Source organism: Chelativorans salis, from assembly GCF_025336525.1.
In the GTDB taxonomy this organism is placed as follows: domain Bacteria; phylum Pseudomonadota; class Alphaproteobacteria; order Rhizobiales; family Rhizobiaceae; genus Chelativorans; species Chelativorans salis.
Window position 1 is genome coordinate 169,014 of the sequence record NZ_JAOCZP010000007.1, and the last position, 22,524, is coordinate 191,537.

Here is a 22,524-nt window from a genome sequence, read left to right on the forward strand (position 1 = left end):
CCACATGGTCGCACGCCGATAGGAACAAAAGCTTCCTGCTGCGGTTGGAAGACTTCGAAGCCACTGAAGAGCCTGTCGTCAACATAAACAGGAGCAACTGTGAAAGATATCGTGCTGATCACAGGAGGCGGCGGATTTATCGGTCGCCATGTTGCAAGCGAGCTGCTGGACAATGGCTTTGAAGTGCGCGTTTTCGACAGCCTTGTCGATCAGGTGCATGGGGGCCAGCCCGCCGTTCTGCCTGACGGAGTCGCGTTCACGCGCGGCGACATCCGCGATCCCGATGCAGTGCGGCGTGCGCTGAATGGGGTGAGCCTGGTGGTGCACTTGGCGGCAGAAGTCGGTGTCGGTCAATCCATGTATGAGATCGAGCGCTATGTCGGCGCCAACGACTACGGCACGGCCGTCCTGCTTCAGGAGATCGCGGCTCAGCCAGTCCGGCGTATCGTCGTCGCTTCGTCCATGAGCGTTTATGGCGAGGGGCTCTACCGGAATGCGGCCGGCCGTGTCTACGACGATGTGCGAAGGGAACGATCGCGCATAGAGGCCAGATTGTGGGATCCTGCCACCCCTGACGGCGAGCCGCTCCTGCCTATCGCCACGACCGAAGATAAGCCGGTCGAGCTCGCATCGATCTATGCGCTGACTAAATTTGCGCAGGAGCGTGCCGTTCTCATCTTCGCCGAGGCCTACGGCATCGATGCGGTGGCGCTGAGGCTGTTTAATGTCTTCGGGCCGGGCCAGGCACTGTCGAACCCCTATACGGGGGTGCTTGCCAACTTCGCTGCGCGCCTGATCAACGGCGAGCCGCCGCTCATCTTCGAGGACGGTGCGCAGCGGCGCGACTTCGTGCATGTGCAAGATGTCGCGCGCGCCTTCAGTTTGGCTCTGCGCAAGCCGGAGGCGCGCGGCAACGTCATCAACATAGGCAGCGGCCGTGCCTACACGATCAGCAGCGTGGCGCGGTTGCTGGCCGAGGCGATGGACATGCCGGATGTCGAGCCTGAGATTCTCGGCAAGGCACGCGCGGGCGACATCCGCCATTGCTTTGCCGATATCTCGCGCGCACGCGCTTTGCTCGACTTCGAGCCTGCGTACCTGCTCGAGGATTCGCTGGTGGAACTGGCCGAATGGGTGCGGCGATCGGGCGCCGTCGATCGAGGTGCGGAGATGAAACGTCACCTCGAGGAAAGGGGGCTCGTATCATGACCGTCACAGAACGTCCTTCTCATAGCGAGCGCAAATTCGGGTTCGTCGAGTGGTTCCGCCCCGGCGAGTACGAGCGTACGGAGACGGTGCTTCCCGAAATTGTCGCTTCCGGCGCCTCCTATCTGCGCACGCACCTGTCTTGGGCAGAGTATTTCGCGCCGGGCGGGCCGGAGTGGTTCGACTGGCTCTTGCCAAGGCTTGCCGAGAAGCTGGATGTGTTGCCGTGCATCCACTACACCCCGCCCTCCATTTCGCGCACGGGCAAGACCTCAGGCGCGCCGCGCCGCCTCCGCGACTATGCTGACTTCGTGGATCACGTGCTGACGCGGTATGGGCACCACTTCCGCCACATCGAACTGTGGAACGAGCCGAACAACCTTCTCGACTGGGACTGGCGCGAAGACACGGATTTCCAGCTCTTCTGCGAGATGATCGGCGATGCCGCCCATTGGGCACGGGAACGCGGCTGGCATCCGGTGCTCGGAGGACCGTCGCCTTTCGATCCCTACTGGCTCGATCTGATGGGCGAGCGGGGCATTCTGGATTGCGTCAGCGCCATCGGGTTCCATGGGTTCCCCGGTACGTGGGACAGCGAGAAGGGAAGCTGGGGCGGTTGGGACCTGCATATCGGCGAGATGCGACGCATCGTCGACCGCTACAACAAGGCGGCTGGGATCTGGATCACCGAGACCGGCTATTCGACCTGGCGCAATGACGAGGTTGAGCAGGCGCGGCGCTTCATCAGCGCGCTCGATGTGCCGGCCGACCGCATGTACTGGTACAGCTGGCGCGACGTGCCGCACGACGTGGCGGTGCAGGAAGGTCTGTGGTTCGACGTCCGCCATTATCATCTGGGCGCTGTCGACAATTCCGGCCGTCTGAAGTTGTTGGCGCGGCTCTTGACCGATGACGGCGTCGACAAGGTGGCGGAGATCGCAAGCCTCGCCGCTCCCTCCATCGGCAGCAAAACCGAACCCGTGCTGATCACGGGTGGCAGCGGTTTTATCGGCGCCAATCTCGCGGACAGCCTGCTCAAGGACGGCGAGGAGGTCATCGTCCTCGACAATCTGAGCCGCCCTGGCGTCGATGAGAATCTTGGCTGGCTGAAGGAGAGGCACGGCGATCGCGTGCATCCGTTCCTAGCCGACGTGCGCGACTATATGACCATCTATCCCGCCGTCTCTGACGCCGGAGCGATCTTTCACCTGGCAGCTCAGACAGCCGTAACGAGCAGTCTCGTGCAGCCCTTTGACGACTTCGAGGTCAACGGCCGCGGAACGCTGAACGTGCTGGAGGCGGCCCGCCAGTCGGGGCGGTCCATACCGATCGTCTTCGCCAGCACGAACAAAGTCTACGGGTCGCTCGACGACCTGGAGATGATCGAACTGGAAGATCGCTACATGCCGGCCGACCGGCAGGTGCGCAAATACGGCATTAGCGAAGATCGCGGCCTTCAGTTCTGCACGCCCTACGGCTGCTCAAAGGGGGTGGCGGATCAATATGTGCTCGACTACGCCACCTCCTATGGCCTGCCGGTGGCGGTCCTGCGCATGAGCTGCATCTACGGTCCCCGCCAGTTCGGCACGGAGGACCAGGGCTGGATCGCCCATTTCCTCATCCGTGCGCTGGAGAACAAGCCGATCACCGTCTTCGGCGACGGCAAGCAGGTTCGCGATGTGCTGCACGTGAGCGATGCCGTGGCTGCCTATCGGCTGGTGCTGCGCAATATCGAGGAGCTTAGCGGCCAAGCCTTCAACCTTGGTGGTGGCCCAGCCAACGCGGTCAGCTTGCAGGTCGTCCTGCAGAAGATCGCACATCTGAAGGGCAGAAAGCCGCAGGTCAGGCGCAAGGACTGGCGGGTCGGCGACCAGCTCTACTTCGTGGCCGACACACGTCGCCTGAAGCGTATCGGCTGGAGCCCCAAAGTGCCTTGGAGCGATGGCCTGGAGGATCTTACAGCCTGGTTGCGTGCAGAAAGGGTCTCAGTGCCCGAGGTGCGCGCCACTACAAGAACGATTGCGCGATGATGCAGGAATTTTCCGCAACATCGACGCGCCGGCATCCGCAGCCGCATGCACCCATGCGCCTGCTGATGACTGTGGATGCCGTGGGCGGGGTGTGGCGCTACGCGATGGGTTTGGCGCGCGCGCTCGCGCCCTATGGGGTCTCCATCGTCTTCGTCGGCCTCGGACCAGCCCCGACTGCGGAGCAGCGTGCCGAAGCGCAGGTGCTCGGCGAGCTCGTCTGGCTCGATGTGCCGCTCGACTGGACATGCAGGCAAGAGGCCGAACTGGACGTCCTGCCCGAGTTGCTGCGGCATCTGGCGGACGAACACCAGATCGATCTCGTTCACCTCAATCTTCCCTCCCAGGCCTGCGATCTGAAGATCGACGTCCCGACCCTTGTGGTTTCCCATTCCTGCCTCCCGACCTGGTGGCGGACGATGCGCCGAGCGCCGCTGCCGGACGAGTGGCAATGGCACTTGGCGCGCAACAAGTCCGGTTTCGAGCGCGCGGACGGCATAGTGGCGCCGAGCCGCAGCCACGCCAGATCTCTTGAAAAGTGTTATGGCGAGTTGCCGGGCCTTGCCGTGGTCCCGAATGCGCTCGCGGTTGCTCCGGAACCGGGGCCAAAGGAGGAGTTCGCATTCGCCGCAGCGCGCTGGTGGGACGAGAGCAAGAACGGCGAAATCCTCGACATTGCAGCGCGGCAGGAATCCTGGCCGCTTCTCATGGCAGGCCCTCTCTCAAGTCCCGATGGCCAACACTTCATGCCCGAACACGCCTACTACTGCGGCGAGTTGAGCAACCGCGAGGTTCTCGAGCACATGCAACGCGCCGCCGTTGTCGTCTCGCCCTCGCTTTACGAGCCCTTTGGCCTGGTGGCGCTCGAGGCCGCGCATGCAGGCTGCGCGCTCGTTCTTTCCGACATCCCCACCTACCGCGAGCTGTGGGCGGACGCCGCGCTTTTCTTCGACCCGAACGACGCCGCAAGCCTTGCCGCCGCACTTGAGCGTTTGGCTGCCGATAAGGCGCTGCAGCGGGACCTGGCTATGCAGGCTTCAGAGCGCGCAGGGCATTTCACCCCAAAGGCGCAGGCGGAGGCAATGATGGCGCTCTACCGCTCAATGTTCGCCGCCAGCCGCCAGCACAGCGCCGCGGGAGCGTGACCATGCGCATTCTTTTCTACACCCACTCGCTCACGTCCGACTGGAACCATGGCAACGCACACTTCCTGCGCGGCGTGATGCGCGAGCTCACGACACTCGGGCATGAGGTGCTTGCGCTCGAGCCCGCCAATGGCTGGAGCCGCAAGAACCTGAAGGCCGACCAGGGTTCTGCCGCCGTCGATCGCTTCGCGCGTGACTTCCCCGGCTTGCGCTCGGTCGCGTACGGTTCCGGCTTCCTCCATGAGGAGGTGCTGCAGAGCGCCGACGTTGTAATCGTCCACGAGTGGACGGAGCGCTCGCTGGTCGAGCGTATCGGCCGGGCGCGCCAGGAGAGTGGCCGCTTCACGCTCCTTTTTCACGATACGCACCATCGTGCCGTCTCGGCGCATCGGGATATCGAGGCACTTCACCTTGAAGAGTATGACGGCGTCTTGGCATTCGGGGAATCTCTGCGCCAGCGTTATCTGGGGGCTGGATGGGGCCGCAGCGTGTTCACCTGGCACGAGGCAGCCGACACCGCTCTATTCAAGCCCATATCGCATGAAGGCGACTGCCGCGATTTGATCTGGATCGGCAATTGGGGTGACAATGAACGCAGCGCCGAGCTGCGCGAATTCCTGATTGAGCCGGCGGCAAGGCTTGGCCTTTCAGGCACCGTGCGCGGCGTGCGCTATCCGCGTCGCGCGTTGGACGCACTTGCCGAAGCGGGGCTCGACTATGGCGGCTGGATCGCCAATGCAGATGTACCGGCCGCATTCGCATGCCACCGCGCAACCATGCACATCCCGCGTCGCCCGTATGTCAAGGCACTGCCGGGTATTCCGACGATCCGTGTCTTTGAGGCTCTTGCTTGCGGCATCCCTCTGATCTCGGCGCCCTGGAACGATACGGAAAATCTCTTCCGGCCCGGCGAGGATTTCCTCTTTGCACGCAACGGCGCCGAGATGTCTGCGTTTCTGCGAGAGATCCTGGCTGATCGGGAGCGCTCGGAAGCCCTCGCGGCCTCCGGTCTGGAGACAATCCGAGCGAGGCACACCTGCCGTCACAGGGCACGCGAACTCCTGTCGATCGTTTCGATCCTGGACAGAGCAGGGACGGAAAGCTCAATGCGGAAGGAGGCAGCCGAATGAAGATCGCGTTCTATGGATCAAGTCTCCTTTCCTCCTATTGGAACGGAGCAGCGACATACTATCGCGGCCTGCTGCAGGCGCTGTCCAAGCTCGGCTACGACATCACCTTCTATGAGCCCAACATCCGCGAGCGGCAGCAAAATCGGGACATGGAGCCACCCGACTGGTGCCGCGTCGTCGTCTATGATTGTGATAGCGCGTCGATGAAGCATGCAACAGAGCAGGCGGCGGACGCCGATGTGGTCGTCAAGGCAAGCGGCGTCGGCTTCGAGGATAGCGAGCTGCTGCAGTTGGTCCTGAATGCTGCCCGGCCGGAAACACTTACGATCTTCTGGGATGTCGATGCACCTGCCACTCTCGCCGAAATCGACCGTGATCGCGAACATCCGTTGCTCCGCGAGCTTTCACGGATCGATCTCGTCCTGACCTATGGCGGCGGCGATCCGGTGGTCTACGGATACCGTGCACGCGGCGCGCTGCATTGTATCCCCGTATACAACGCGCTCGACCCTCTCACCCATCACCCCGTCGCTGCCGATCCCCGCTTTGCAGCCGACCTCGCCTTCCTGGGTAACCGCCTGCCGGATCGCGAGGAAAGGGTAGAGACGTTTTTCTTCGGCGCGGCGTCACTCCTTCCCGATCAGACGTTTGTTCTAGGCGGTTCCGGCTGGTCCAGCCGGTCTCTGCCGGACAACGTGCGCTATCACGGCCACGTGCCGACGCGCGATCACAACGCCTTCAACGCCTCGCCCAAGGCCGTGCTAAACGTCAACCGACAGAGCATGGCTAGCAACGGCTACTCGCCGGCCACCCGCGTCTTCGAGGCTGCAGGCGCCGGCGCATGCCTGATTACCGACAGTTGGGCCGGGCTCGACCTTTTCCTTGCCGAGGGCAGTGAAGTGCTGGTGGCGCGTGATGGGAAAGATGTCGCCGACATACTGAACCGGCTGACGCCGGCTGAAGCCGCGAAGATTGGAGAGGCGGCACGGCAGCGCGTGACGCGCGAGCACACCTACGCCCATCGGGCCGAGCAGGTGCATCAGATCCTCTCCGGCTTCCTGCCCAAGCAGCACACGGAGGCTGCCGAATGAACCGCCAGCTCAACATCGTCGTCGTTGGCCTTTCCCTGTCGTCGTCCTGGGGCAACGGCCATGCCACCACGTATCGGTCGTTACTCAGGGGCCTGCACGGCAATGGCCACGACGTCCTCTTCCTGGAGCGCGACGTGCCGTGGTACGCCGATCACCGCGATCTGGCCACACCGGATTTCTGCCGCCTCGAATACTACCGCAGCCTTGAGGAGCTCGATGCGTTCTTGCCGGAAATCTCCGGAGCTGACGCAGTCATCATCGGCTCGTTTGTTCCGGAGGGGCGTGCCGTGATCGAGCGCATCCGCGCGATGAACCCGTCGCTTCTCGGTTTCTACGATATCGACACGCCGGTCACGGTCGCGCGGCTCGAAGCGGGCGAGGAAGACTATCTGGCACGCCATCAGGTGCCGTATTTCGACCTCTACCTCTCCTTTGCAGGCGGCCGCATGCTCGAGCTTCTTGAAAACCGCTATGGCGCCAAACGGTCCGAAGCGCTCTTTTGCTCGGTCGATTCCGGTCTCTATATCCCTACCGGCGAGGACATGCGCTGGGATCTCGGCTATCTGGGTACCTACAGCCCGGACCGGCAACCGGCGCTCGAACAGCTCCTCATAGAACCCGCCAGGCGACTGCCGGAAAAGCGCTTCGCGGTCGCCGGCCCGCAATATCCTGCGGACATCGACTGGCCGACAAATGTCGAGCGGATCGATCACCTGCCACCTTCCGCGCATGCGTCTTTCTACAGCAGATGCCGCTTCACGCTGAATATAACCCGCGCCGATATGGTCGCTGCCGGTTTCTCACCAAGCGTGCGTATCTTCGAGGCCGCTGCCTGCGCAACGCCCATCATCAGCGATCGCTGGCCGGGGCTGGACGTGCTCCTGCCTGAGAGCGAGGCCATCTTCATAGCTGACGCGACGGACGACGTCGTGCGCGTGCTGACGGAGATCCCCGAGGAAATACGCCGCGGCGTGGCCGAAAATGCGCGTGCGCGTGTTCTGGCAAGCCATACGGCAGCTGCGCGTGCGGGCGAACTCACCAGCTACATCGAAACGCTGAACAAGCCCCCGGTACGCGGCGAGTGCGCCCCGAGGCAGCACGCTCCCGAGATCAGAAGCGAAGGTCAGCCGCAATGAAGACGGTACTAATTGCCGGTGGCGCAGGCTTTCTCGGCTCTCACCTTTGCGAAGCGATCCTGCGGGAGGGAAACCGCGTAATCTGCGTCGACAGCTTTCTTACGGGCGCGCGCGCCAACGTTGTGCCCTGGCGCGCCAATGACCGGTTCAGGCTGGTCGAGAAAGATATTTGCACGCCCATCGAAATTGGCGAAAGGATCGACGAGATCTATAATCTCGCCTGCGCCGCCTCGCCTCCACGCTACCGTGCTGATCCTGTCCACACCATGATGTCCAGCGTTCTGGGCACGCATAATCTGCTCCGGCTGGCCGAGCGCAAGGGTGCTACCTTTCTCCAGGCATCGACAAGCGAGGTGTATGGCGATCCTCGAGAACACCCGCAGCACGAGGATTATTGCGGAAACGTCAACTGTACCGGCCCACGCGCCTGCTACGACGAGGGCAAGCGCGCGGCGGAAGCGCTCTGCTTTGATTTCCTGCGCTTGAACCGCGCCAATGTCCGTGTTGCGCGTATCTTCAACACCTACGGACCGCGCATGCAGCCGGATGACGGACGCATCGTATCCACCTTCATCTGTCAGGCGCTGTCGGGCGCCCAGATCACCATTCACGGGACCGGCGAGCAAACGCGCTCCTTCTGCTACGTCTCCGACCTTGTGCACGGCCTCATCCTCCTGATGCGCAAGCCGCAAAATCCCGGCCGGCCGATCAATCTCGGCAACCCGAGCGAACTCACGGTGAACGAGTTCATTCACCTTCTGGCACGGCAGATCGGCGTCATGCCCGAAGTCGTGCGACTGCCCATGTCGGAAGACGATCCGCAGCGGCGCCGGCCGGATATCCGCCGCGCACAAGCTACCCTGGGCTGGCAGCCGCGCGTGCCGCTCGAAGAAGGCCTGCGCAGAACCATCAAGTGGTTCCAGCTCACGACGCAGCAGCGCGGCGGGCGCCGGCCGGCCACGCAGCATGCAACGAGCCTCTGATCTCATGTTTCGAGGGAGAGCCGAATGAATGTGGACGCCCATCCCAGCCGGCAGTCGTCAATCCGCCGACGCATCGAGGAACTGGCGCCATGGTTCCACAACATGACCATCGGCGGCGTGCCGACCGCTCCCAACCATTTCCTTGGCGATTATCCGCGCTGCAAGTGGGAGAAGTTCGCGCATGTCCTTCCGCAGGATATTGCAGGCCGCACCGTGCTCGATATCGGGTGCAATGCCGGTTTTTACGCGATCGAGATGAAGCGGCGCGGCGCTGGACTCGTCGTCGGCGTGGATTCCGATCCGCGCTATCTGGCGCAGGCGGAGTTCGCCGCGACGCAGGCTGGCGTAGACCTCGATCTGCATCAGATGTCGGTCTACGACGTCGGCAGGTTGGGTCGGAAGTTCGATATCGTTCTCTTTCTGGGCGTGCTCTACCATCTGCGCCACCCGCTGCTGGCGCTTGATCTCATCTATGAGCATGTGGCGGGGGACATGCTTCTCATGCAGTCTCTGCAGCGTGGTCGGGACGCGGTGCCGGAGGTCTGCGCCGACTATCCGTTCTCGGAGTGGCAGGTTTTCGAGCAGGCGGATTTTCCGCGCCTCCACTTTGTCGAGCATTGCTATGCTGCTGACCCGACGAACTGGTTCATTCCCAATCGTGCGGCCGTGGAAGCCATGTTGCGCAGCGCCGGCTTCCGCATCGAGAAGCACCCGGAGCGCGAGGTCTATCTGTGCCGGCGCGACAGGAGACCGGAGATGGTCGAGCCGCCGCCGCTTTGACGCCTCCGATATTCTTGAAACTATCTGCCCCGCTTTCCCGTTTCCGTCCGTAACAGACATAAGGAACAGGGCAAATGCAGTTCAACGATGTGCAGGTGCAGCGGCTCGGCGCCGGGGACGGCTATCGGGCGGTGGTGACCTTTCGTGGCACCAGAGGCGAAACGATCGTCGTCAGCCTTCCCCACTCGGAGGATCAGATTACCGAGGACAGTGGCATGCTTGTCGGCAGCGCCCGGGCGGCTCTGCTCGATGCGGTCTCGGCCACCGAAGGCGAAGATCCGCTGCCATTGTCAGATGTCGAGGTTGATGCCTCGGGCCGCGCCTTGGAGACGCCGGTCGCGACACCTTCGCTGGAAGAGGAAGACGACAATCCTTATCAGCAACCGGACGAAGCACTTCCCGACTCGGAGGAAGAGTCCGACCTTCTGCGCAATCCATCGCAAGAGAAAGGTCGCTTCGGCGAGGGCTAGCAATTCAACCGCAGGCGCGGTCAGCGGTCATCTTGATGCGCGGCAAGCGCTTTCTCGAGGCGGCGCGCCAGTTCGAGTAGACGCGTGGGGAGCGGTTCCATCATGGTCTCCCTGAGGAGCAGGCGCAGGGAGGCCGGCATCCTCGGCTCCTCCTCTTCGTACCGCGATAGCTCACACCGCATTGCTTCGGCCACCTGATCGGCGGTCGGCGGATGACCGCCCGCCTCGTCGTCGGCGCCCAGTGGCGCTGCGGCGGGGTCGGGATATGCGACCTTGTCGCCCGCGCGCCCATGGTCGATGTCGTCGCGAAGCTGCTCGACTGTAGGCCGGCCGTTGCTGAGTCGGGACTGCATTCCATCCCAACCGCCAAGCGGCGCAGATTGTTCGGGGAAGAAGTCATATTTTCTGGTGGAGTGGCGCGTTATGCCGGCCGAAGTCACCCATCTCGTCCATAAATGCGGTCAAGAATCTCGGCGACGTCTGCCAGCCTTTCGACTGAGGGATTGAAGCGATTGCTCTCAGCCAATCGCGCCGCCCAGTCGATGGCAGCGCGGCCTCCCCACGCATCCGGCGGCCGGGCAAGCACCTCACGCGCGGTGCCGTGATATCGCTCGGCCGTGAAATCGTAGAAAGATCCGTCTATGTTCGTTAGCGCGGCGCTGCCTTCTGTCCCATGGAAAGCGGCGGAGATGACGGCATCGCAGCCTGCCGAAAGGTTCCAGGAACAGGCGAGCCGAACCACCGTGTCTCCTTCGAGATCGATCGTCGCGACTGCATAGTCTTCAACGGTTCCCGAGCCGTCGCGCAAAGGCGCCCCGCGCGCGTGCAGTCTGCTCGAGACGCCGTGGGCGCGTGGGAAATCCAAAACCCACAGCGCCAGGTCAACCAGATGGACGCCAAGATCCATGACACAGCCGCCACCCGAGAGCCTGGCATCATGGAACCAGGCCTTATCCGGCCCGTAGGCATTGTGAAACGTCATTTCCACCGCATGTACACGCCCGATCCCGCCGGAAGTGACCACATCGCGAACCTGCCGTGCAGCCTCCGTGAAGCGGTACGACATGTCGACGCCAAGCAATCGGTCGACCATACGTGCGGTGTCGATGACGGAGCCCACTTCATGAGCGGTGCGGCCAAGCGGCTTCTGACAGAAAACAGCGGCGCCACGCTTGAGGGCGCGGATCGTCTGCGATGCGTGCAAGGCGCTTGGCGTTGCGATGACGAGGCCGTCCACGCCGGTATCGAGAATGTCATCGAGCGATTGCGCGATCTCGGCGTCCGGCGCGAGTTCGGCTGCCGTCGCGGCGATTTCCGGCGTTTGATCGGCAATCGCCACGGCTTCCGCCATCCCGCTTTCGATGATTGCCTGCATCCTGTGCCGCCCGATCCACCCGACGCCGAGGAAGCCGAGGCGCGGCTTGGCAAGCGTGTGGCGATGGCTCTTTGCTGATGCATCCGTCACATGACTACCATGGCTTTGAGGAAGCCGTGCGGCCTATCCCGCGTCGCGTTCAGTGCCGCATCGAGACGCTCCAGCGGATAGGTGTGCGTGAGCAGCGGTGCGGGATCGAGCCGACCGTCGGCAACTGCCTCCACCGCCGCGCGCATGCCCTGGACATAGACTGCGGGGTTGCGTTCGTGGGCATTGACCACATCGAGACCGCGCCAGTTCCAGAGTTGCATGTTGACCTGTCTTGGCCCGTCCTGGTGATAGCCGGCGATGACGAGACGGCCGCGTTCCCTTGTCAGTTCCGCAGAAAGCTCCAGCGGGCCCGCCAGCCCCGTTGCCTCGATCACACGGTCGCACAGCGTACCGCCGGTGATCTCCGCAACCCGGTTGATGACGGCAGCCGGATCGTCCGTCGTCATAGTTTCGGATGCACCCATCTCGCGTGCCACTTCCAGTGCGAACGCGCGTCGCGAGATGGCGATCACGCGAGCGCCGGCTGCCGTCGCGAGTTGGGTGAGCAGCGCGCCGAGGAAGCCGATCCCGACGATCGCCACCGTCTGTCCCGGCTCGATATCGCTGCGGCGGAAGACGTTCATGGCACAGCCAAGCGGCTCGCCGGGGAAAGGCTGCCCGGCAAAGGCTGGCGGCAACGGCACGACCGAACTTGCCGGTCCGACATCGAATTCCGCATAGCTGCGGTAGAAGAGGGCGGCCACGCGGTCGCCAGGCCTCAGCCCTTCGACGCCCGGTCCTACTTCATCCACGACGCCCCAGCCCTCATGGCCAAGATCGCCGGGTTCCGTGGGAAACTGCATCCACTCGGGACCGGACCACGGCCCAAGATTTGAGGCGCAGACCCCACAGCCTTCCAGGCGCACGCGCACCTCCCCGGCTGCGGGTTCCGGGATCGGCATCTCTTTGATTGCTATCTCGCCGGGCCCAGTCACGACGGCGCCACGCATCGTTTGCGCGCCCCGGCGCAAGGACGTTTGGCCAGACAGTGCTGTGGAAGCGGATGCCATTTCGTTTGCTCGTTCGCTGATTCTGTTCCAGCCGAACAAGATGCTGCGGGAAATGTTCCGGGGGCGGAGCAGCGGAAAAGCCGAGAACTTTCAAGCGTTCCGCCCCGGCCGCGGTCGAGCTATCACTGTGTGTTACTGCCTCGGAACGCTATTGCTCACAGCGCATTAATGGGAAGGGGTGACACCGGGGGCCTGAGGTTTGGTTGTTACTCGAACCCACAGGAGATCACGGTATGCTGCCGTCACCGCGCCCGCAAATTGGCGTTCCGAAAGATAGTGAACTACCTCAGAAAGACAGTGAACTACTCGATCTTATTCCCGCACTCAGAGCCTTCGCCCGCACCTTCTACCGTGATCGTTGCGATGCGGACGATCTGGTCCAGGAGACGCTGACCAAGGGGCTGGCGAACATCCATCGGTTTCAAGCCGGCACCAGCATGAAGTCCTGGCTTTTCACCATCATGCGCAACACGTTCTGCACGCGCGGCAAGATCGCCAAGCGTGAGCTGCCCGGGTTCGAGGACTGTGCTTCCATGCGCCCGGCGGTCGACCCGGAGCAGGAATGGTCGGTGCGTGGAATCGAAGTGCGTGAAGCCCTCCAGCGACTTCCCGAGCAGCAACGCCAGGTGCTCGTGCTCGTCGGCGTTCTCGGTGTCAGCTACCAGGAAGCGGCTGAGATTTGCGGCTGTGCGATGGGAACGGTCAAAAGCCGCCTCAACCGCGCCCGCCTGCGGCTTCTCGACGAGTTGGGCGAGAATGCTTCCCGGTCCACTGTGGAATCAACCAATGAACATCCCGTCGCTTCGATAAAGAACGGTTCTCTCGTGGAGTGACGGCGCGCTGCACCGGGCGCCGCGTCAGTCGGCGCGGCCATATTTCTTGTGCCAATCCAGGATAAACCTTTCAATCGCACGGCGCTTTCTGCGGGACCGGATTTGACGTGCGGAGAAGGTTTCCGGCAGCAGCCGCCGTTTTCCGTCCACGTCTCTCACCTTGGAGCTACGCTCCGCTGCTATCACGCCGTCATCGGCCGTATATGTCCCGGGAGCCTCTCGATCGGTTCCCCCTTGACGCTGTCACCATCTTCGCCATCGAGGTTTTTGGCGGCACGGCTGATGAGCCCTCCGAAGGAGCCGATGTCGATGTGCTCGCCGCTGGTGAGCGGACCCTGATACCATTGCGGGCGGTGGTCGGTCTTCGCCGAAAGCGGAACGTCCAGATCGCTCAAGGAGCAGACGCCCCAGCGGCCGCCTTTCCCTTTCGGGGTCGACGTAGAGCGGTTCGGCGCTCATTTTGGCGATAACGCATCTGGCGCGGGTCGTGTAGCCGGCCCCATGTTTATGAGTATCTTGGGACGGACGCGATGCGGTAGCTGTTGAGCAGCAACTTGGAAATAAAGCGCCCAGACCATCAGCGTCATCACTGCGGGGAGGGCGCTTGCCGCGCCACTGTTTTCGTCCAACCAGTTCTACATGCTGAACCAAACCGCACGCGCGCCGATTCGTTCGTCCCAGAGACGGGAGGAGAGCGGCGGATGCTATCGGCGCCTTGCGGCCTCCCGTTGGCGATGTTCTACGAGCGCTGCCTGCAACTCCATGGCCAAGGCCAGAATCCGTTCCGGAACAGGCTCTTTTTCGATCTCGGTCAGAAGAAGCTGTATGTCCCGCGGGTACGCACCAGGAGGGGTATTCTTGCCGCCGATGGAATCATCCTTGCTCATGACGGCATCTTAGGGGATCAGGCGCCGCGTCCAAACATTTTATGAATACGGCTTGTCGGCGGATGCTTCCGCAGCGCTACCTCTCAAGAGAAGCGGCAAGATCTTGAGCCTATTGACGGTAGAGCTCGCGGGTGGCCTCGTCGCGTTTCTTGCGCTCTTCCCTTTTGAGCCGCCGGCGCTTCAGAAGGGCGTATATAAACGCAGCCGCGAGGATGGCGGGGCCGCCGGCGACGGCGAAAAGCCACAGGTAGTTCATCAGCGGTTCCACGGTCACCTCCTGTCTCGGTGCACCTCCCGTTCAGTTGCCGCCCCACTGGAAGTTTTCCTGATGGATCGCGCGAGCGCGTATCCGGCCAACACCATGAACGGCAGAGCGAAAGCTGCAACGCCGCCGGGACGAGCCATAAGCGTCGGTAGCAAGTTCAGAACGACATTCCCCGCAATCATATCTGCGTTGGCCTTTTGCTGCTGGCGCAGGCGGCGGGTGCGCCGTCTCGCCAAAATTCTCAAGGTCAATATGACTGCGAGCGACAGGACTGCAAATGCCACGCCAAAGCCAACCGCCGCCGTAACGTTTCCCCAACGTGCCGACGCCACGATATAGGCTGCGAAGACGAGAAAGCCTGCGCTGACGAGCCCCAGCAATGCCGCCACGGCATAGAATACCGCTGCAAGGCGCAGTCTCTTTACGGCGATCAGGACTTCCCCTGCCGCCATGGACGTGAGCGATCGCGCTAGCATCGCCGAGCGCTTACCGCCTTGTCGCAAGTGCAAGCAGAAAGCCGAGCCCGCCCGCGAGTAAAAGAGAGCTGAAAGGCCGATCGCGAACCATTTGAGATACCCCTTGCCCCAATTCCTCGGCGCTGCCCTTTACATTCTCCATTGCCGCTTCGCCCTGCGCACGCAGCTGGTCAAGTCCGTCGCTCGCGGCCCTGCGAGCAGCGGGGCCGGTTTGTCCGCCCATTTCTTTCAGATGGGTCATGAGCTGACCCACATCGGCACGCAGTTGCCGGATATCGTCTTCGATATCGCTTGTCGATACGCTCATCTTTCCCTCCGTTTTACGGGATTTTCTGGTCGTGGTTGCCATCGGGAAGCTTCCTTTCTTACTGTCAAAGCAACCTTTCACAGCAACGTCGAACCCGGAGCGAAGTTCCCTTTCCGGTATGAACCGTGGCACGGGAACATTCGGCCGCGTGATTTTGTTGAGGACTGAAATAGAGCAGACAATGCTGCCAGAGGACATCCGCCGGCATTGGCGCGAGACGCACAACTGCATGATCCCGCAGCCCCTACCGTAGCGGTTCCCACCGTGCAGGTGTTGGGAAATCGAAGATCCACGGGAGAGGTTCTGATGCCTAAAAAGGTCCCCAGAAACAAAGCGAGACAGGGCCGCCGCGGTTTCCCGGTTCTCTTCATATTGATCGTGGGGCTTCTGCTTGCGGCGCTCGCATGGTGGGGTGCTGAAATCTACGGCGTGGCGATCGCTCCGAACGAGCCCGCTGGTGATCTGCAAACACCCCAATAATCCCCGTGCTCGCCGCACACACCAGAAAGCTGAAGACGTAGGACGGGCGCATCGCTCGCCAACGGGATACGAATGAATAGCAGGCAGGACGTCGTCATTGTCACGGGCAGCAGCGGCTTTATCGGTTCCACGCTGGTTAAGAAGCTGGCGGACCGGTTTGTGCCGGTCGGCCTCGACCTTTTCGTACCGGAGCACACCCCGGCAGACGCGGAATACATCCACATCGACCTGACCTCCGACGAGAGCGTCGGCCAGGCGCTGGGGCAAGTGCGGGAGCGCTACGGCGACCGCATCGCCTCCGTGATCCACCTGGCCGCCTATTTCGACCTGACCGGAGAACCGGACCCGAAGTATGAAGCAGTGACGGTGCGCGGCACGGAGCGGCTGCTCCGGGCGCTGCAGGATTTCGAGGTCGAGCAATTCGTCTTTTCGAGCACCATGCTGGTCCACGCTCCGGGTAAGAAGGGGCAGCCGATCAACGAGGACTGGCCGCTCGATCCCAAGCTTCCCTACCGCGCCTCGAAAATCAGGACGGAAAAGCTGATCCGCGAGCAGCGGGGAAACATTCCGGCCGTCTTGGTGCGGCCGGCCGGCGTTTATGACGAGATGTGCCGCGCGACCTTTCTCGCGCACCAGATCGCCCGCATCCACGAGCGTCTGCTTGTTAGCCATGTCTATCCGGGCGACTTGGACACGGGTCAGCCTTTCGTCCATCTCGATGATCTCATGGATGCACTTCTTGCAGTCGTGGAACGCAGGAAAGAGCTGCCGGCGGAACTGCCGCTTCTCATCGGGGAGACGGAGACGCCGAGCTTTGGTGAACTGCAGAAGGAACTCGGTCGACTGATTCACGGCGAGGAGTGGGAGACACGGCAAATCCCGAAGAGCATCGCGCGCACCGGATCGTGGGTGCAGGGCAAGGTGCTGGATCAGGATCCCTTCATCCGCCCGTGGATGGTCGACATCTCGGACGACCATTATGAGCTGGACATTTCGCGGGCCCGAAAGCTCCTGGACTGGGAACCAAAGCATTCTCTACGCCAGACCCTCCCCAGGATGATCGACGCGCTGAAAGCCGATCCTGCGGGATGGTACAAGGCCAACAAGCTCAATCCGGCCTCAGTGGCGCCGGAGCAGGTCGAGACGGAGGAACGCGAAGAAGAGGAGAAGACGGACCCCGAGCAACATCAGGCTGCCATGCGCGAACACATGCAGCAGATGCGCATGATGCACTTCGATGTGCTCTGGGTACACTTCTTCAATATGCTGCTCGGACTCTGGCTGGCAACAAGCCCCTTTGTCTTCGGCACCTTCGGCACCGACACCTTCAGCGACGCGGTCATGCGCGTGACCGAGGAGCGCGGCCTGTGGGATCCTTCGCTCCGCAGTTCGCTCACCGCCTGGAGCGACTTGTTAAGCGGCATCCTGATCGTCGCGTTCTCGGCCTTCGCGCTCTCGCCGCGCTTCAGCTGGGCGCCATGGGCCAATACAGCGGTCGGTATATGGCTTCTCTTCGCGCCGCTCGTCTTCTGGGCGCCGAGCGCGGCCGTCTACGCCAACGACACTTTTGTCGGTGCGCTTGTCATCACCTTTTCCATCCTCGTGCCGATGATGCCGGGCATGAGCCACGAGGGCATGATGGACGAATCCGACATGCCGCCCGGATGGACCTACTGCCCCTCCACCTATTTGCAGCGCCTCCCCATTATCGCGCTCGGCGCCATCGGTTTCGTCATCGCCCGCGCGCTCGCCGCCTATCAACTCGGCCATATCGACTACGTATGGGAGCCTTTCTTCGCGGGGGAAGGCGACCGCAACGGCACCGAGTTCATCATCACCTCCGACGTGTCAAAGGCCTGGCCCATCGCCGACGGCGGTCTGGGTGCAACCAGCTACATGTTCGAGATCCTGATGGGGGTGATGGGCGGGCGGTCGCGCTGGCGCACCATGCCGTGGATGGTGCTTCTGTTCGGCATCGTCGTGGTGCCGCTCGGCGTCATATCGATCTACTTCATCATCATCCAGCCGATCATGATCGGCACCTATTGCACGCTGTGCCTTGCGGCGGCGCTCGCCATGCTGATCATGATCCCCTTCGCTCTCGATGAGCTGGTGGCGATGGGCCAGTTCCAGCTTGCCAACACCCGCCGCGGCCACCCCTTCTGGCGCTCCTTCTTCATGGGCGATGCGCTGCCGGGCAGCGGCAAGGACACGAAGCGGCCCGGCTTCGACGTGCCAATTGGCGAGCTTGTCCGTTCGGCCGCGCGCGGTGTGACGGTGCCGTGGACACTGGTCGCGAGCTCAGTGCTCGGCGCCTGGTTGATGTTCAGCCGCCTGGTCTTCGGCACCGAACCGCCGATGGCCGACAGCGATCATCTGGTCGGCGCGCTGATTATCACCGTCGCCGTCATGGCCATGGCCGAGGTGGGGCGTCCCCTGCGCTTCATCAACGTCGCCTTCGGCCTCTGGCTGATCGCGGCACCCTGGCTCCTGACCGGCGGCGGCACGCTAGCCGCGGCGCATGGCGTCGTCACCGGTCTTATACTGATCGCGTTGAGCTTGCCGCGCGGCGCGCGCAGTAAAGAGCACTATGGCAGCTGGGATCGCTACGTCTTTTAAGCAGGGGGCGACCATGTGCGCCATCATGTGCTGGAGCTGACTGTCACAAGCATTCACGGTAACCCCCCCAGCATAGTTTCCGCTGTTGAAGCAGATCGGCGATACGGAACTTTCCGTGCATGCTGCTGTTTGTGTTCATGCATCCGACGTTTCCCAGGCCCCAGGAACCGACGCTTTCAGTGGATGGATCATTTGGGCTTTTTCTGGTGTGATCTTGCATGACAGGAAAAAACAGTAGGGATTTCGCGATTGTCCCCTGGCAATTGCTGACTGTTGGCTTGGTCATAGCTGCCGCATTGGTAGCCTGGAGGCTGCAGGATCTCATTCTCCTTGTCTTTTCTTCAATTCTTGTATCGATCGCACTAACGAGCATGATCTCCTTCGTTGAAAGACATGCGCGTCTCAACCGAACGGCATCGTTTATAATAGTCACGGTAGCGTTATTCGTTTTATTCATAGTGTTCTTCATCGTCCTGGGATCTCAGCTCCAGCAACAGCTGGTGCAACTTTGGAACCGGCTGCCGGAACTCATCAGGCCGGTCGAGAGATGGCTGGGTGTGAGCGACACCGAGACCTGGCTTGCGGAGCGGGCAGAAGCGATGATGTCGCAGACTTTCCTGCTCGGCCGCATTGCGGGACTGTCGTCGGCGGCGGTGGGGCTTCTGGCGAATGTTGTCCTTGTTCTCGTCGCCGCTCTCTACATAGCCCACCGCCCGGAACTGTACCGATACGGCCTGGTCCATCTATTTCCTCCGCGTTACCGCCCGCATGCGGAAGAAACGTTCGATGCGATGGACACCGGCCTGCGGCGATGGCTGATGGGGCAACTGCTTGCCATGCTGCTCGTCGGGGTGCTGACCTATATCGGTCTCCGGTCTCTTGGCGTCCCGTCGGCCCTCGCTCTGGCCGTCATCGCGGGCGTGCTTGAGTTCATTCCTTTTGTGGGTCCCATCCTGAGCGCCGCTCCGGCAATCGCTATCGCGCTGGCGGAGGGGCCGAGACTCGCACTATGGGTTGCTGCCTTGTATCTCTTCATTCAGCAGATCGAGGGGAATTTTCTGCTCCCGCTGATACAGGAGCAGGCGGTCATGCTTCCGCCGGCGGTCACGCTCTTTGCGCTCCTCGCCTTTGGGATCCTGTTCGGCCCTCTTGGAGTCGTTCTCGCAACGCCGCTTGCTGTTCTCTTACTTATCGCGGTGAAACAGCTCTGGGTGCGAGACAGCCTTCATGAGAAGGTGGAGCTGCCGGGAGAAAAGGTGGACGATAGTTGAAGACATCCCAACCTTTCCTTCACCCCTGCGGGAGGACAAACCCATGAAACAGGTGCGCCGCGTGGCACCGAAGGCAGTCGAAGAGGCTGCCGGCCAAGTCAAGAATAAGTCCTCAGTAATCGCCGGAATTAGCCTCAGCCACCCCGAAAGAATCCTGTTCAAGGAGCAGGGCGTCACGAAGCGCGATCTCGCCGTCTATATGGAGCAGGCATCGGGACATATGCTGCCTTACCTTAAGGACAGGCTCGTCAGTCTGGTGCGTTGCCCTCAGGGCCGGGCAAAGCAGTGTTTCTTCCAGCGCCACGGCAGCGCCGGCATGCCGCAGCAGTTCCACCGCCTCGACGTGCATCAGAAGAAAGGCGGCGAAGGAGAATATCTTTACATCAGGGATACGGCCGGGCTCGTCGCGGCCGCGCAGATAGGAGTCCTGGAACTCCACATCTGGGGTTCGCGGGTGGACGATATCGAGAGGCCGAACAGGCTCGTCTTCGATCTCGATCCGGACCCCACGGTCGGCTTCGAGAAGGTCAGGGAAGCGGCGGTTCACATGCACGACGTGCTTGAGGCGCACGGTCTTGCGAGCTTTCCTCTGCTTACCGGTGGCAAGGGCATTCACGTCGTATGCCCGCTTGTGCGCCGCTATCGATGGCCGACGGTAAAAGCCTTCGCCAAGGCGCTGGCCGAGCATATGGTCGAAGATGATCCGGGGCGTTATGTCGCAACCATGAGTAAGGCAAAGCGCAAGGGACGCATCTTCATCGACTATTTCCGCAACGAGCGCGGCGCTTCGGCGATCGCGCCTTTTTCGCCGCGCGCCAGAAAAGGCGCCCCGCTCGCCTGGCCCGTCGACTGGGACGAACTGGGTTCAATCGATGCTGCAGACGTATTCCGCCTCGGCGGATCCGATCCGCAGGCGGTATCCGCTTGGGAGAGCTATGGCAGCCGGCAAGGGCTCAAGGCGGCCACATTGCGCGCGCTCGACATCGAAGCGGATTAGGCTCTCAGGTTGATTTTCCGGCCTTTGGATCGGATGGCCGTTTTACGGAAAGAGTGGTCCGATCCAAGTACTTTCACCGGTCGCAATTCCGGATAGAAATCCGCTTTCCATTTTTCCTGAAATCGCTCTAATACCAGCGCCCTCCGTATTCGACCGCCTGCCCCGGGACGGTCCAACTATGGCGGCGGTTAGGCGGCTATTCATATTCTGTGACAGATCGTCTCTGAATTTTATGAAAGCTGCCTCAACCTTTTCCAACTCATAGCATTCAAAGGGACTTCCGGAGCGCCTATCGCAGCTTCCGCGCACTTCCCGTTAACCAAGCAGGATGTTCATGCAGCGTCGTTCATTCATCGTTTCTGGTGCCCGTTTTCTGCTGGGTGCTTCGGCGGTTCTCAGTGGCTCGGCCGTCTTCGCACAGGAGCGGACGGAGACGCCGCGTGCAGGGGGCCAAGCGACCGACGAAAGCCCTGCCTTTTCGTTCGAGCAGCTAAACGCGGCCATGAAACAGCGCGCCGGCGAAGCCTATGAGCCGCCGGAGAGCACGCTGCCCGACGTCATTGCGGAGCTCACCTACGACCAGCACCGCGCCATCCGCTTTCGCCCGGAAGATGCGCTGTGGGTCGGCGAGGCGCCGTTCGAGCTCCAGGCCTTCCATCCCGGTTGGCTCTTCAAGCAGCCGGTGAGGGTCCACGTGGTCGAGAATGGCCGCGCCTCGCCGGTCCATATCGACAGCAGCATGTTCGAGTACCGCAAGCCGCTGAACGCGGAGGATTTCGCAGGGCTCGAGCTGCCGGGTGTCGCCGGCTACCGGCTGCACTATCCGCTCAACGATCCGCAGGTGATGGACGAGTTGGTGGCATTCCTCGGAGCCAGTTATTTCCGTGCGCTCGGCCGTGGCAACGTCTACGGGCTCTCGGCACGCGGGCTCGCCGTCAACACGGCGACGAGCGAGGGGGAGGAGTTTCCCCGCTTCACCGATTTTTGGATAGAGAAGCCGACCCGCGAAAGCGCCGACGTGACTGTCTACGCCGCGCTCGACAGCGAAAGCGTGACCGGCGCCTATGCCTTCAAGATCGCGCCCGGGCAGAACACCGTGATGGACGTGACGGCGCGGCTTTATATCCGCAACGACATCAAGCGCCTGGGCATTGCGCCCATGACCTCCATGTTCCTCTTCGCCGAGAACAACAAGAGCGCCTTTGACGATTTCCGAGGCCAGGTGCATGACAGCGACGGGCTGAAGATCGTCCGCGCCAGCGGCGATGAATTGTGGCGGAGCCTCAACAACCCGCACGAGCTGGCCAACTCGTTCTTTTCGGAGACGAGCCCGAAGGCCTTTGGCCTCTTCCAGCGCGACCGCGAATTCGACCACTACCAGGATGCCGGCGCCGGCTACGAGCGCCGCCCCTCGCTGCTGGTCGAGCCCGTGGGCGACTGGGGCAAGGGCGCGATCAACCTGGTCGAGCTGCCGACGGAGCTGGAGATTAACGACAACATCGTCGCCTTCTGGATTCCGGAAGGTGATGTGAAGGCCGGCCAGGAGCTCGAGTTCCGCTACCGTCTCACATGGGGCGCTATCGAGGAGCCGAGCGATGCGCTGGCACGCGTCTCCGCCCTCAGGACGGGTATCGGCGGCGTATCGGGCGTCGAGAACTCGCAGACGCTGCGCAAGTTCGTGGTCGATTTCGAGGGCGAGGCGCTGCGGAACCTTTCTGCAGATGAAGGCGTTGAAGCGATCATTTCCGTCAGCCGCGCAGAGGTTGTGCATACGGCAGTGTCGCGGATCGACGCCAACGGCGCATGGCGAATGGCGATCGATCTGGAGCCGGAGGGCGATGCGCCGGTGGAACTGAGCGGTTCGCTGAACCTGGGCGACCGCAAGTTATCGGAAACGTGGGTGTATCAGTGGAGAGAAAGTGATGGGCGTTCCTGAGGGAAAAAGC

Annotated in this window: 23 protein-coding genes; 15 read left to right on the forward strand and 8 right to left on the reverse strand. The window is 62.2% G+C overall.

What is annotated here, in order from left to right:
* Window positions 1-99 precede the first annotated feature (99 nt).
* The 9 genes from N5A92_RS20560 to N5A92_RS20600 all read left to right on the forward strand — a co-directional run bounded on the left by N5A92_RS20560 (window position 100) and on the right by N5A92_RS20600 (window position 9,968).
* On the forward strand, window positions 100-1,209 hold the full coding sequence (locus N5A92_RS20560) for an NAD-dependent epimerase/dehydratase family protein (RefSeq protein ID WP_260905901.1): 1,110 nt from the start codon (window positions 100-102) through the stop codon (window positions 1,207-1,209).
* Window positions 1,206-3,236, forward strand: coding sequence for an NAD-dependent epimerase/dehydratase family protein (locus N5A92_RS20565; protein WP_260905903.1), 2,031 nt, complete (start codon window positions 1,206-1,208; stop codon window positions 3,234-3,236). Before N5A92_RS20560 ends, N5A92_RS20565 begins: the two co-directional genes overlap by 4 nt.
* The gene (locus N5A92_RS20570) at window positions 3,233-4,378 is read left to right on the forward strand and encodes a glycosyltransferase family 4 protein (protein ID WP_313958440.1); all 1,146 of its coding nucleotides are present in this window, start codon (window positions 3,233-3,235) and stop codon (window positions 4,376-4,378) included. The genes N5A92_RS20565 and N5A92_RS20570 overlap by 4 nt, the downstream gene beginning before the upstream one ends.
* 2 nt (window positions 4,379-4,380) lie before the next feature.
* A complete protein-coding gene (locus N5A92_RS20575; protein WP_260905905.1) occupies window positions 4,381-5,508 on the forward strand; it encodes a CgeB family protein in 1,128 nt (375 codons plus the stop codon).
* Window positions 5,505-6,599 (forward strand): CgeB family protein, encoded by a 1,095-nt coding sequence (locus N5A92_RS20580; protein ID WP_260905907.1) that lies wholly within the window; start codon window positions 5,505-5,507, stop codon window positions 6,597-6,599. Before N5A92_RS20575 ends, N5A92_RS20580 begins: the two co-directional genes overlap by 4 nt.
* Window positions 6,596-7,735 (forward strand): CgeB family protein, encoded by a 1,140-nt coding sequence (locus N5A92_RS20585; protein WP_260905909.1) that lies wholly within the window; start codon window positions 6,596-6,598, stop codon window positions 7,733-7,735. Before N5A92_RS20580 ends, N5A92_RS20585 begins: the two co-directional genes overlap by 4 nt.
* A complete protein-coding gene (locus N5A92_RS20590) occupies window positions 7,732-8,718 on the forward strand; it encodes a UDP-glucuronic acid decarboxylase family protein (RefSeq protein WP_260905911.1) in 987 nt (328 codons plus the stop codon). Before N5A92_RS20585 ends, N5A92_RS20590 begins: the two co-directional genes overlap by 4 nt.
* A 24-nt stretch (window positions 8,719-8,742) precedes the next feature.
* A complete protein-coding gene (locus tag N5A92_RS20595) occupies window positions 8,743-9,498 on the forward strand; it encodes a TIGR04290 family methyltransferase (protein ID WP_260905912.1) in 756 nt (251 codons plus the stop codon).
* A 74-nt stretch (window positions 9,499-9,572) separates the two neighbouring features.
* Window positions 9,573-9,968, forward strand: coding sequence for a hypothetical protein (locus N5A92_RS20600; RefSeq protein ID WP_260905913.1), 396 nt, complete (start codon window positions 9,573-9,575; stop codon window positions 9,966-9,968).
* A 20-nt stretch (window positions 9,969-9,988) separates the two neighbouring features.
* On the opposite strand, the gene N5A92_RS20605 is transcribed toward N5A92_RS20600, so the two are convergent.
* The 3 genes from N5A92_RS20605 to N5A92_RS20615 form a co-directional block, all read right to left on the reverse strand.
* Complete coding sequence (locus tag N5A92_RS20605; RefSeq protein WP_260905915.1) at window positions 9,989-10,321, reverse strand: hypothetical protein; 333 nt, start codon at window positions 10,319-10,321, stop codon at window positions 9,989-9,991.
* Between the two features lie 83 nt (window positions 10,322-10,404).
* Complete coding sequence (locus tag N5A92_RS20610; RefSeq protein ID WP_260905918.1) at window positions 10,405-11,433, reverse strand: Gfo/Idh/MocA family protein; 1,029 nt, start codon at window positions 11,431-11,433, stop codon at window positions 10,405-10,407.
* Window positions 11,430-12,383, reverse strand: a complete 954-nt coding sequence (locus tag N5A92_RS20615) for an MDR/zinc-dependent alcohol dehydrogenase-like family protein (protein WP_260905919.1) — start codon at window positions 12,381-12,383, stop codon at window positions 11,430-11,432. The genes N5A92_RS20610 and N5A92_RS20615 overlap by 4 nt, the downstream gene beginning before the upstream one ends.
* A gap of 293 nt (window positions 12,384-12,676) precedes the next feature.
* Here N5A92_RS20615 and N5A92_RS20620 point away from each other — a divergent pair, with 293 nt between their 5' ends.
* Window positions 12,677-13,276, forward strand: coding sequence for a sigma-70 family RNA polymerase sigma factor (locus tag N5A92_RS20620; protein WP_260905921.1), 600 nt, complete (start codon window positions 12,677-12,679; stop codon window positions 13,274-13,276).
* A gap of 182 nt (window positions 13,277-13,458) precedes the next feature.
* Here N5A92_RS20620 and N5A92_RS20625 read toward each other — a convergent pair whose 3' ends face one another.
* The 5 genes from N5A92_RS20625 to N5A92_RS20645 form a co-directional block, all read right to left on the reverse strand.
* The gene (locus N5A92_RS20625) at window positions 13,459-13,671 is read right to left on the reverse strand and encodes a hypothetical protein (protein ID WP_260905922.1); all 213 of its coding nucleotides are present in this window, start codon (window positions 13,669-13,671) and stop codon (window positions 13,459-13,461) included.
* Between the two features lie 309 nt (window positions 13,672-13,980).
* The gene (locus N5A92_RS20630; protein ID WP_260905924.1) at window positions 13,981-14,163 is read right to left on the reverse strand and encodes a hypothetical protein; all 183 of its coding nucleotides are present in this window, start codon (window positions 14,161-14,163) and stop codon (window positions 13,981-13,983) included.
* Window positions 14,164-14,272: 109 nt separating this feature from the next.
* A complete protein-coding gene (locus tag N5A92_RS20635; protein WP_260905925.1) occupies window positions 14,273-14,431 on the reverse strand; it encodes a hypothetical protein in 159 nt (52 codons plus the stop codon).
* A gap of 2 nt (window positions 14,432-14,433) precedes the next feature.
* Window positions 14,434-14,880 (reverse strand): hypothetical protein, encoded by a 447-nt coding sequence (locus N5A92_RS20640; protein ID WP_260905926.1) that lies wholly within the window; start codon window positions 14,878-14,880, stop codon window positions 14,434-14,436.
* Window positions 14,881-14,914: 34 nt separating this feature from the next.
* Window positions 14,915-15,253 carry an ElaB/YgaM/YqjD family protein gene (locus N5A92_RS20645; protein WP_260905928.1) on the reverse strand — a complete coding sequence of 113 codons (339 nt, stop codon included), beginning with the start codon at window positions 15,251-15,253 and terminating at the stop codon, window positions 14,915-14,917.
* Window positions 15,254-15,517: 264 nt separating this feature from the next.
* Between N5A92_RS20645 and N5A92_RS20650 the strand changes: the two genes are divergently transcribed.
* The 5 genes from N5A92_RS20650 to N5A92_RS20670 all read left to right on the forward strand — a co-directional run bounded on the left by N5A92_RS20650 (window position 15,518) and on the right by N5A92_RS20670 (window position 22,514).
* Window positions 15,518-15,691 (forward strand): hypothetical protein, encoded by a 174-nt coding sequence (locus N5A92_RS20650; RefSeq protein ID WP_260905931.1) that lies wholly within the window; start codon window positions 15,518-15,520, stop codon window positions 15,689-15,691.
* Window positions 15,692-15,763: 72 nt separating this feature from the next.
* Window positions 15,764-18,310 carry an SPW repeat domain-containing protein gene (locus N5A92_RS20655; RefSeq protein ID WP_260905933.1) on the forward strand — a complete coding sequence of 849 codons (2,547 nt, stop codon included), beginning with the start codon at window positions 15,764-15,766 and terminating at the stop codon, window positions 18,308-18,310.
* A 218-nt stretch (window positions 18,311-18,528) separates the two neighbouring features.
* Complete coding sequence (locus N5A92_RS20660) at window positions 18,529-19,581, forward strand: AI-2E family transporter (RefSeq protein ID WP_260905935.1); 1,053 nt, start codon at window positions 18,529-18,531, stop codon at window positions 19,579-19,581.
* A gap of 43 nt (window positions 19,582-19,624) precedes the next feature.
* A complete protein-coding gene (gene ligD / locus N5A92_RS20665) occupies window positions 19,625-20,578 on the forward strand; it encodes a non-homologous end-joining DNA ligase (RefSeq protein WP_260905937.1) in 954 nt (317 codons plus the stop codon).
* Between the two features lie 334 nt (window positions 20,579-20,912).
* Window positions 20,913-22,514, forward strand: coding sequence for an OpgD/OpgG family glucan biosynthesis protein (locus N5A92_RS20670; RefSeq protein ID WP_260905938.1), 1,602 nt, complete (start codon window positions 20,913-20,915; stop codon window positions 22,512-22,514).
* Window positions 22,515-22,524: the final 10 nt, after the last annotated feature.